Here is an 11,259-nt window from a genome sequence, read left to right on the forward strand (position 1 = left end):
CCTAATTGTGAACCGTATAGTTAGTTGCTATCGGATAAAATGGAAGAAATGTACCTAATTAGGAACAGAGGGAGGATGATTATGACAATGATTTTACAAAATGCAGATTTATATATTAACTTGAAGAAATTACGAAAATCTAGCAGTTTATCACAATATGAATTGGTGGCACAAATGCAGTTGCTTGGAAGTACAATGTCACGTTCTACCTATGCTAAGATAGAGCAAGGGAATAGGAATATAAAAGTTACGGACTTGGTGGCATTAAAGAAGATTTATGACGTTGAGTATTCGAAATTTTTTGAAGGGATAGGGACGTGTTGAGAACTGCCAATCCTGGGATGTATTGTAAGTAATCAATGCACCCCAGGATTGGAGATAAAGTCTGATGACAGTTTGAACAAAATTCTTCCTCATAATCTTTGCTCATGCCCCAGTAGCGGGTATTCCAATGCTTTCTGCTGTACTTCCCCATTTATCTCTTGTTTGGCCGGGTTAAATTACTTAACCCATACATTATCAGTATAACCATAATCTCCGTATATTTTCTTACCGCTTTTAATATAGTAAGCACGTATCCTGACATAATAAATTTTTCCGCTTTTTAAGCCGGTAATGGTTAACCTGGATGAGGACGGCTTTTTAACTGTCGTTGTTTTACTTTTGGTAAATTTCTCGTTGGCGGCATAGGTGACCTCATACCCGCTGACAGATTTATCAGCTGTATAAGATACCGTTATCTGCTGCTTCTTTTGGGAGGTGACACTGTCAATACCGATAGGGTTGGGAACTACGGTTACCGTATAATCTGCGGACAGGCCGCTGCTAAGGCAGGTGGCGGTTATGGCTGCATTGCCGTAGCCTTTGCCTTCAACCTCACCATAATCTGAAACCACTGCGACCGATTCATCGGAGGAAGTCCATTTTATCATTTTATTGCTTGCATTAGATGGTGAAATTTCAGCATCCAGATAAATGGAGGAGCCTATGTTCAGCTTTGTATTGTTTTTCTTTATCTTGACAGCTGTGGAGGGTACCAGGTCAAAGAAGGATACCTGATAGGATACCGGTGTTTTTAACCCTGCAATGGTAACCTGGAATTGGTCTCCGTCCCCATAGGCATCAACACCATCCGGGCGGAATATAATGCAGCCGGTCTGACCGTAGCCGCTATTATTTACATTGAAGTATCCGTCCGCTAAAGCACTGCTAAAGTTCCAGGTCTTATTATCCCGAAGCCGAACCAGGGTTACCTGTACATTTTCTTTATTAACTTCATATCCCATGGATATGCTCCAGGGATAAGCCGTACTGAAATAATCAGCGGGCATTGTCTGGGCAGGCCATGCCACACCATATTCAGCAGCCGATGTATTCTTTTTATCGAAAGCGTACATAGCGCTGTATCCATTACAGTAACCGAATCCCGTAGCTGACATCGGAGGGTTGAGAATCCACCTGCGGTGTCCTACCCTGTCAATGTTAGAGCTGTCCCCATCTTCCATGTAGCCATAAACGAGGCTTCCATTGATCGTATCATACCCAAGGGCAATATTGCTGCTGCCGGCGCCTTTTGCTCCCAGCTGGTACAGGGAATCATCCATACCGGAAGGTTTTGACGGAGTATGGGTCAATGCACCATTCACGCTATTTACCAGGCTCGCTGCCTGGGTTTTTGCATTGTAGTCCTCATTTAAAGTGACATTATAGGATATGCCTGCTATATAGCGTATCTGATTGAGCATTTTTACAGCTGAATTCAGGGTTTCATCTGACAGGCTGCCCGTATTGTAGGGTGATACGTTACTTGGTTTTTCATTATAAACAACCGGATTCTCTGCCGTTGCTCCGCTGCTGTTCAGAAACGCCAGTATCTCTTCTTTTGTATGCCGGGCTACGTTAATACCGGCTGCCGGTGTTATAGAATCTGCTGTCTCTGCCTGCACCACATTCGTGTAATGGATTGGAATGGGGTTTGCTAATTCACTTCCTGCCAGTATGATTGATACTGCTGCAATAATCCCTTTTCTTAATAGTCCGCTTTTTTTCATAAGTATTTTTCTCTGCCTTTTCTTCATATTATTTCAGTACTTTTATTTGGAGGAGAACATTCTGAAACGTAGAACTTGTTTCTATTATAGTAAAGAATGGTTTTGTTTGCAATTTATTCTGGTAAAAGCAGCACAGCACATAGGAAATGCTGGAAAGAGCAGTACATAGGAAGAGCAGTACATAGGAAATGCAGTACATAGGAAGAGCAGTACAAAGGAAAAGCAGTACATAGAAAAAAACAGTTCAGAAGGAAAAATTATGTACGGTTACTCCGATTATGCTGCACAAAAATGCAGCAGTCTGCTGGCAGTTAAAAAATATAATAAATTTTAAAAATTCTTCTTGCTTGTGACGCAGCGTCATGAATTATAATAAAAACAGGAGGTAGACAGATGGAAAATAATAAAACTATTCCCAATGGTTATATGACAGTGGGAGAACTTGCAAAGAAGATGAATACGACTGTACGGACCTTGCAGTATTACGATAAGGAAGGGCTCCTTACACCCTCCGCAGAAAGTGAGGGAGGCAGGAGGCTTTATAATCACAAAGACATGGTGCGGCTGCATCAGATACTGTCAATGAAGTATCTTGGCTTTTCCCTTGATGACATCAAGAACCGCCTGATTTCGCTGGAAACACCTGACGAGGTAGCCTATGTCCTGACAGAACAGGCAGAGCTGGTAAAAGAAAAAATAAATGCTTTATCCGAGGCACTTTCTGCAATTGAAGCATTAAAAAATGAAATTGTACAGATTCAGACTGTGGATTTTGAGAAATACGCTGATATTATAAGGCTTCTGCAATTCAAGAATGAATGCTATTGGGTAGTCAAGCACTTTGATGAAAAATTGATGGAGCATATCAGAAACCGCTTTGATGAGCAAAGCGGAACCGCATTAATCAATACCTGGAAGCTGCTGTGCGAGGAGACAGCCCTATTGGTTCAAAAGGGTATAGAACCGGAAAGCGAACAGAGTCAGGCTGTGGCCAAAAAGTGGTGGGATATGGTAACGGAGTTTACCGGTGGAGATATGAGCCTTTTGCCTCAAATTATGAAATTTAATGAAAGCAAGGAGAGCTGGAGTGAGGAATGGCGCCAGAAGCAGGCTCTTGCCGATGGATTTATCGGAAAAGCGCTGGAGGTATATTTCAAAACTCTTGGCTATAATCCTATGGAGGGGGTAAATTTATGAGCAATGCACTTGAAATTTGCGATTTATATAAAAGCTATGGGGATAACAAGGTAATAAAGGGTATCTCCTTTGACGTCAGGCAGGGAGAGATTTTCGCACTTCTTGGTACCAATGGGGCAGGTAAGACCACCACTTTGGAATGTATCGAAGGGCTAAAGAGTTATGATGGCGGCAGTATAAGCCGCACCGGAAAAATTGGTGTCCAGCTGCAATCGTCATCACTTCCTGCCAATATAAAAGCCCATGAAGCCATGAGGCTGTTTGCAAAATGGAACCGGGCTCCTTTGGAGGATTCTGTCATGAAGGCATTGGGCATTGATGAAATCAAGAACAAACAATACAGGGATATGTCAACGGGTCAGAAGCGCCGCCTTCACCTGGCAATTGCCCTGATTGGAAACCCGGACATTATCTTTCTTGATGAGCCTACGGCAGGGCTTGACGTAGAAGGCCGGGCCAGGCTCCACGAGCAGATCAGACGGTTAAAGGAGAGCGGTAAAACCATCATTATGGCCAGCCACGATATGTCGGAGGTTGAAAATCTCTGTGACCGCATTGCCATTTTAAAAGACGGGAAAATCGGGTTTATGGGAACAGCCTGGGAGCTCACTGACAAAGCCGGAGCAAGCTCCGTTATTCAGATTAAGACCAGCAGCGGCGAAGAAAGGCTTACGACGGATAATATGGTAGATACTTTGCTTGAAGTGCTACACAGTTATAAGAAAAGGCAAATTACAGTAGAGGATATTAAGGTTGAGCGGGCAAGCCTGGAAGAACGGTTTATTGATATAGCCAGAGGGGATTGATTTAAAGGCTTGGGATATGCGTGGGAGCTGGTTAGAAATGAATAGCATTTCACACACAACTTTATACCTGCGGCTCAAAGCTTGCAGGTACCGGAAAGGACATGGCAATTAATATGAATGGATTTTTATATGGTGCAGTGCTTCAGTGGAAGCTGGACCTGCGTAACAAAGGTGTGCTGCTTACTTATTATGTGGTTCCTTTATTGTTCTTTGCCTTTATGGGCGGTATCTTTACATCCATCAACCAGGAGGCAAAGGCTACTTTAATTCAGTCAATGACGATATTCGGTGTTTCAATGGGTGCAATTCTTGGCGCCCCGGTACCCCTTTCGGAGCTTTATGGCAGTGAAATCAAAAAGGCGTATAAAGTCGGCGGAATACCGGTATGGGTCAGTGCGGCAAATAACTTCCTGTCAGCCTTTTTACATCTGCTTCTTATGAGCCTGGTAATATACCTTGCCGCGCCCCTTGCTTTTCAGGCGGCAGTGCCAAAAGATACAGGAGCCTATTTTGCCTCCCTTGCCTTGCTGATTGCCGTATGCTTAAGCGTCGGTACAGCCCTAGGATTATATTTCAGAGGCTCCTCCAGGCTTACAATGCTGTCACAGCTGGTCTTTTTGCCGTCACTTATGCTGTCCGGCATCATGTTTCCGACAGAGCTGCTGCCTAAGGCACTTGCCCAGGCGGGAAAGGCATTTCCGGCTACCTGGGGATTTCGTATGATGACCACGGGAGAGGGAGTATCCACGGCACTTTTGGCAATGAGCGGAATTTTTGCATTTATGGCTGTTCTTATTGCCTTCAGGCTGCAAAGGCTGCGCTGTGAAAAGTAAGAATTTCCTCCCTGTGGCTGCCATGGAAAAAGGGTGGGGAAGTATTGCAGCACCTCCCTGTACATGCTATACTGAAGGTATCAAATTGGGAAACAGGAGACAGTATATGAGCTTACTTAAAGGTTTACTGGAAGGCATCCATATGCCCGAAGAAGCGGCAGAAAAGATAATACAGCTGGAAAAGGAAATAGATTATGAGAAACTGAAACCAATGGTCAGCAAGCTTTATGAGCGTAAAGTATGGCAGGAGGGACTGGAGGAGCTTAAAACAGAATTGGGAGAAGATCCGAAAGGCTATAAAATCCTTACCTGTATGCTTACAGCCGCTCTTGATACCTATAAAATATATAAGGAAAAAGGCATTCAGGATAAGATTTTCTATGATACCTTCGGCTGTTTTTCCAGGTTCGTAAAGGAGCACCTGGCAAGCTATGGCTCCTATGGCTTTGACAGGTGTTGGTGGACACCGAGGCAGCTTTCCATGGAAGAATTCCGTCTGGGTGAGCTGGAATTTGAGCTGGAGAAATGGAAGGGCGAAAATGTAATCAGTGTACATATCCCCTCCGATGCCAAGCTCACAAAGGAAAACTGCCAGGCATCCTATAAGTAGGCAGGAGAATTCTTTGCAGCGTATTTTAAAGAGTTTTCCTATAAATACTATATTTGTGATTCCTGGCTGCTTTCCCCGGGACTAAAGGCAGTATTGGCACCGGAATCAAAAATTCTTCAATTCCAGGAGGGCTTTACCATTGATTCCTGGGATAAGGAGGACCCTTCCTGCCTTGAATGGGTCTTTAAAAATCCCAAACTGACCCTGGAGGAATTACCGGAAAATACTTCCCTGCAAAGAAATATCAAAAAATATTTCAGGGAAGGCGGACAGATAGGAACTGCCTTTGGCTACCTTCTGGCAGATTAGCAGAGAGGGCTTTTGTGAAATAGGACAAGAATAAGTCCTGTTATATAAGATACGAATAAGACCTATAAAAATAAAATAGGAATAAGATTTGTTAATTTGTTAAAAAAAGATAGAAATAAGTCCTTGACAGAAAATAGAAAGATGATAAAATAAATCTAACAAACACAGACAAAAGCGTTGACGAGGAGGAGTACATGTTATTCCGGATGAACAGAGAGAAGATGGCTGGTGAAAATCTTCGTGATGGGAACATGGAAGTAGCCTTTGAGCTTTGGATTGAACGGATAGATTCTTAGTAGACTCCAACGGAGATTTCCACCGTTATCAGGGAAAGCGGTATCGGAGCATAGTTGTTCCCGTATTGTATGAGTGCAGAAGTCTATTCTGAAATTAGGTGGTACCACGGACACGTTTCGCCCTAAGCCAAGTATTTAATTACCTGGCTTAGGGCGTTTTTTGTCTGTTTTGTATGTAAATTTCAGGAGGTATCCAGAATGGATAAGAAGTATGATTTTCGAACGGCAGAAAAGGAAATGCAGCAGTTTTGGGAGAGGGAAGAAGTATATGCCTATCAGAACGGAAGGGAAAGAAAGGTATTCTCCATAGACACCCCGCCGCCAACGGTCAGCGGAAGCCTTCATATCGGTCATGTATTTTCCTATACCCAGGCGGAAATGATTGCGAGGTTCAAGCGGATGCAGGGCTTTGATGTATTCTATCCCTTTGGCTTTGATGACAACGGCCTGCCCACGGAGCGTCTGGTAGAAAGGGTACAGGGTATCCGGGCCGGCGAATTGCCAAGAAGCAGCTTTGCCCAAGGGTGCATGGATACGGTAAAAGGCTATGAGGAGGAATTCAAGGCACTATGGAAGAGCTTAGGGTTCAGCGTTGACTGGTCTTTGGAATACCAGACCATATCAAAGAAGGCACAAAGGATTTCGCAGCGTTCCTTTTTAAAGCTTGCAAAGGAAAATAAAGCCTATATGAAGGAATCTCCGGTATTCTGGTGTACGGAGTGCAGGACCTCCGTTGCCCAGGCAGAGCTTGATACAAAGGACACGGACTCGGTTTTTTATTATCTGCCCTTTCAGACGGAGAAGGAGCCGCTGATGATTGCCACCACCAGACCGGAGCTGCTATATGGCTGTGTTTGTATCTTTGTAAATCCAAAGGATAACCGGTACAGGGATTTTGTCGGGCTGACTGCCAAGGTACCGCTGTATGGCTTTGAAATACCTGTTCTGGAGGATGAGGGAGTTGTCATGGATAAGGGCACGGGAGCGGTTATGTGTGCCACCTTTGGGGATACTGCCGATGTGGAATGGTTTCACAAGCATAAGCTGCTCTATAAGAAGGTCATTACGGAGGAAGGCAGAATCCATAAGGAGGTTCCCTTTCTTGGAGGATTGAAAGTAAAGCAGGCCAGAAGTGAAATTGTTAGAAGGCTGACAGAAGAGGGATTGATCCTAAAAAGTGAAGCAATTACCCATACGGTGGCAATCCATGAAAGATGCGGTACGGAAATCGAAATCCTTCCCTCCCTCCAATGGTATATTGACATTATGTCGCAGAAGGAACGCTTCTTACAGGCGGCAGATGAAATAAACTGGTACCCGGAATATATGAAAAAACGCTATCAGCTATGGGTGGAAAATCTGAAATGGGACTGGTGCATATCCAGGCAGAGGTATTTCGGTGTTCCCTTTCCCCTGTGGTACTGTAAGGAATGCGGAAAGCCTATTTATGCAAGGGAGGAGGAGCTTCCGGTCAATCCTCTGGAGGATAAGCCGCCCCACCCCTGCAGCTGCGGCTGCCGGGAGGCAGTTCCGGAGGCAGCCGTATTTGATACCTGGGCGACCTCATCCGTTACGCCCTTAATTAATGCCGGATATTGGGAGGCAGGGAGCAAAGAAAAAGAAATACTGCCCATGGGCATGAGGAGCCAGGCTCATGAAATCATAAGGACCTGGGCATTTTACACCATTGTAAAAAGCATTTACCACACCGGACAGATTCCCTGGAAGGATATTATGATAAGCGGCTTTGTACTTGCAAAGCCCGGAGAGAAAATCAGCAAGTCCAAAAACAATGCCTCCGCCTCACCAAGCCGCCTGATAGAAAACCATTCTGCGGATGCTATCCGCTACTGGGCAGCAAATGCCAAGCTTGGTACCGATACCTTTTTTGAGGAAGAGGAATTAAAGGTGTCAAAGCGTTTTATAACAAAGCTTTACAATGCGTCTAATTTTGCTATCCTTCATCTGGCTGATTATAAAGCCTCTGAAGCACCGAAGCTGCTGCCGGCGGACAGGTGGATACTTGCAAGAGTAAACGAAGCCACCGTAAATGCGAAAAGGCTGTTGGAACAGTATGAAACGGGTCAGGCAAGGCATGTAATTGACGAGCTGTTCTGGAGGGATTTCTGTGACTACTATATAGAAATTGTGAAGGAACGCTTATACCAGCCGGAGAAACACGGAGAGGAAGAAAGGCGCTCCGGGCAGTATGCCCTCTATCACAGCCTTTATGGAATATTACAGCTCTATGCCATCTATACTCCCCATATTACGGAATATATCTATCAGCAGTTTTTTAGCAGGTATGAAAGGGAGAGATCCATCCACCTGACCCAGTGGGAGACCAAAGAAGAAGACCAGAATATGCTGGAGTTCGGGCAGCATCTTATGGCCGTAATCGGCGGGGTAAGAAAGGATAAGGCGGAAAGGCATGTATCCATGAAGGAAGAACTGCCGGAATTAGTGATAACCTGTCCGGCCTGGATGGTACGATTGTATCAGCAGACGGAAGGAGATATAAAAGCGTGTACCGGGGCACAGAGGATAATGATAAGGAGCTGAAAAGAAAGAGAGTTTTAAATAATAATTATAAGAAATAGGCTTATCTGCGTATGTAGTAATCTGAGAATCGGATAAGAATAATCGGCAGGAGAAAAATTAAAATTCAATAAATGGCGGAAGCCGCATAAATACAGGCTTCCGTTTAATACAAAGGATAATGCAATGTTAATCGGTAACCTCTCCAATTAAGTCTTTCAGATTAATACTCTCTGCAAATTCAGGATTTAACAGAAGGGATTTCTCAATAAATTCCATGGCCTTTTCAAATTCCTGCAAGTTATAATAGCATAGAGCAATTTCATAATATATCCCGGCATCTTCGCCGTAAAATTCCAGGGAGGATTCAAAAAGTCTGATGGCATCCGTATCATAGCCAAAGTATCCTAATAATGTTGCCAGACAATAAAACAAATTTCCTTCTTCCCCAATAGGAAAATAATATTCCCAAAGCTTATAGATTACGGATATCAGTTCATCCTTTGGAAAATCCTCTTCCTTTGCAATCCGTTCCAAAAGCGTATTATAGAATTCAAGAAATGTCCTTGCGTCCCAAACGGTATACCTGATAAAGGTCAGCAGTTCTTTCGTTGTCAGAGATTTGTTAAAGGGGACTACAGCCTTTTTCAGAATATAAAAATCATCCGGTCCGATGCCTTCAATAATCTCCTGATAGGCCATTTTGGTTTCTAAAAAATCATGGGAGCGGTTACTTAGTAAAAATAAAGACATGGTTATATTTTCGTGCTCATAGATACTGTGTATGGCACTTCCGCCAAGGCTCTTAAAATAAAGCTCCAGGGCATGGAAGTTAACAGTCAGGGATATGGAGCCATGCTTTGATAAATAGGGGTGATAATTTTTATCCATAGAAGCAGTGCTGCGGTAGCCTTTATCGGCGGAAATCAAGACTAAGTCATCATCAAACAGCTCCTTTAATCTCCGGAGGCACCGTAAAGCAGTGATGGGAAGGGAAAAGGCAGTATCCTCCAGGCAGGCTTTATAATACAGGAGAATATCATTAAAATGGACATCCTCGTAATAACCGCTGCCCGGAATCTGCTTATCCGTATAGAAATAATCCTTACCTGCCAGTATGGACTTATCCTTAAGCTCATCCTGTCCGTTATTGGAAGTAACAGTAATCAGCCCCTCATGGAGCTTTCCTTTGTTTACATAGAAAGTATCCTGAGGAATACTGTCAAAGGTATAGTTGGCGAACAGAATAAGGGGGCTTTTAAGGCAGCCTTTCCTGATAACTCTGCCGCTGTTTCTTAACCGGAGTTCCTCCTCCTTTGCCATGTCAAAAACGGCACAGTCAAGTATCCCGCTTTCAAAAAAGGGCTTTAAATAGCTGTGATTCTGCCAGTAGGCAGCATTTCTCTCAGCCAGGTCCGTTATAATGTATTGAAATTTAAGTCCCTTCAGGGAAGAATTTTCAACCATATGCAAAAACCTTTTAAGAAAAGTATAGGTAAATCTCCCGACTCCGGCGGCCAGCTCCATAATATAAATGGTAGTATTTTTATCGAAAGCTTCGCTGGCGGCTATGTCTCTGCAGTAGCCAAATACAGTCCTGGCATAAAGGGTTGCAATATAGGGATTTGTTGTTATATATTGAGGAACGATTCCTTTAATCCATGCTTCGGGCCCTTGATTTGCATAGAAGTCTGCCTGCAATCTCCATACCATGGATTGGGACAGGGGCTTCTGGTCCTCCAGTATAACGGCAGAGCCCTCTGAGGCTTCCGGTTTAATGCTTCTGTTAATGGTATATTTCTTCGTTTTTGGTTCCAAGATAATTCCCCCTGTAAATTATATACTGCTTCCCGAATGAAGTCTGCGGTCCGGCAGAAAGAGTTTGATTGTGGGTGCCACCGGGGCTTAAGCAGCCATTTATTTTTTATCAGCCTCCACCCATTTGGCAGACCTTAGGATGAGCCGTCCTATTACCTGGACAATTGCGATAAGCAAAATGAAGACCGCCAGGGAAGCAGGGAAGGTAGTTCTGAAGATTTTGAAGGGAACAGCTTCGGCTATGATATAGGCAAGCAGAAAGCCTGCCAGCTCTGTAAATAGAAAAAGGATGCGCCAGGGCATACTAAGCCTTATAATGCAGCCGCATTTGTCACAGGGCAGGCTGGTAAAAAATGCGTGGGGCATACGAAAGGAATACCCAACAGCATAGCTATGCCTGCAGGGCATTTTATTATCATGATCCATGGTATATTCTCTACTTTCTGTCAGGTTGTTATCTGCTCATTATATTATAAAACAGGGAAGAGTGCAAGGAATCGCAATAGAAGTCAGCTCTGAAAGGTAAACTTCATTAATTTCTGCAATAATTCCTATTGTGGATAAATAAGGGGATTATTGGAATTGTTTCTGCTTTTTCAGAAGTTTTATCCACAACCCTTGGCCAAAAGAATTCTACTTCCATTCTTTCTGTGAATTATTTTTTTGAAATTTACTCTTTTCAGATATCACTTCCTTTGGTATACTGTTCCTATCGGAAAATGCTTAATGATGTGCGTTTCTGTGTGTAGGATATATCTTCCCTTGTTAGTTGCCGACCAAAGCTGGCTAACAAATCGGAAG

At 43.7% G+C, this 11,259-nt stretch carries 8 protein-coding genes, 1 pseudogene and 1 other annotated feature; of the genes and pseudogenes, 6 read left to right on the forward strand and 3 right to left on the reverse strand.

Translation table 11 applies throughout. The features are described from left to right. Positions 1-81 precede the first annotated feature (81 nt). Positions 82-324: a helix-turn-helix domain-containing protein gene (locus tag BUB77_RS22795; RefSeq protein WP_073279323.1), complete on the forward strand. Its 243-nt coding sequence runs from the start codon at positions 82-84 to the stop codon at positions 322-324. A 176-nt stretch (positions 325-500) separates the two neighbouring features. Here the strand turns inward: BUB77_RS22795 and BUB77_RS22800 are convergent, their stop codons facing one another. After that, positions 501-2,051, reverse strand: coding sequence for an Ig-like domain-containing protein (locus BUB77_RS22800; protein WP_170866719.1), 1,551 nt, complete (start codon positions 2,049-2,051; stop codon positions 501-503). Between the two features lie 393 nt (positions 2,052-2,444). Between BUB77_RS22800 and BUB77_RS22805 the strand changes: the two genes are divergently transcribed. The 5 genes and pseudogenes from BUB77_RS22805 (at position 2,445) to BUB77_RS22825 (ending at position 8,664) form a co-directional block, all read left to right on the forward strand. Then, positions 2,445-3,248 carry a MerR family transcriptional regulator gene (locus BUB77_RS22805; RefSeq protein WP_073279325.1) on the forward strand — a complete coding sequence of 268 codons (804 nt, stop codon included), beginning with the start codon at positions 2,445-2,447 and terminating at the stop codon, positions 3,246-3,248. Beyond that, positions 3,245-4,054: an ABC transporter ATP-binding protein gene (locus BUB77_RS22810; protein WP_073279326.1), complete on the forward strand. Its 810-nt coding sequence runs from the start codon at positions 3,245-3,247 to the stop codon at positions 4,052-4,054. Before BUB77_RS22805 ends, BUB77_RS22810 begins: the two co-directional genes overlap by 4 nt. A 101-nt stretch (positions 4,055-4,155) precedes the next feature. Further along, positions 4,156-4,887, forward strand: coding sequence for an ABC transporter permease (locus tag BUB77_RS22815; protein ID WP_242962569.1), 732 nt, complete (start codon positions 4,156-4,158; stop codon positions 4,885-4,887). Between the two features lie 106 nt (positions 4,888-4,993). Next, a pseudogene (locus BUB77_RS30560) lies at positions 4,994-5,806 on the forward strand (acyltransferase domain-containing protein). A gap of 168 nt (positions 5,807-5,974) precedes the next feature. Beyond that, positions 5,975-6,230: a binding site (T-box leader), on the forward strand. 70 nt (positions 6,231-6,300) lie between these two features. After that, positions 6,301-8,664, forward strand: coding sequence for a valine--tRNA ligase (locus BUB77_RS22825; RefSeq protein ID WP_073279327.1), 2,364 nt, complete (start codon positions 6,301-6,303; stop codon positions 8,662-8,664). A 165-nt stretch (positions 8,665-8,829) separates the two neighbouring features. On the opposite strand, the gene BUB77_RS22830 is transcribed toward BUB77_RS22825, so the two are convergent. Beyond that, positions 8,830-10,458 carry a tetratricopeptide repeat protein gene (locus BUB77_RS22830; RefSeq protein WP_073279328.1) on the reverse strand — a complete coding sequence of 543 codons (1,629 nt, stop codon included), beginning with the start codon at positions 10,456-10,458 and terminating at the stop codon, positions 8,830-8,832. A 99-nt stretch (positions 10,459-10,557) separates the two neighbouring features. Further along, positions 10,558-10,884 (reverse strand): hypothetical protein, encoded by a 327-nt coding sequence (locus tag BUB77_RS22835; RefSeq protein ID WP_242962570.1) that lies wholly within the window; start codon positions 10,882-10,884, stop codon positions 10,558-10,560. Between the last annotated feature and the right edge of the window lie 375 nt (positions 10,885-11,259).

The organism is Anaerocolumna jejuensis DSM 15929, assembly GCF_900142215.1.
In the GTDB taxonomy this organism is placed as follows: Bacteria; Bacillota; Clostridia; order Lachnospirales; family Lachnospiraceae; genus Anaerocolumna; species Anaerocolumna jejuensis.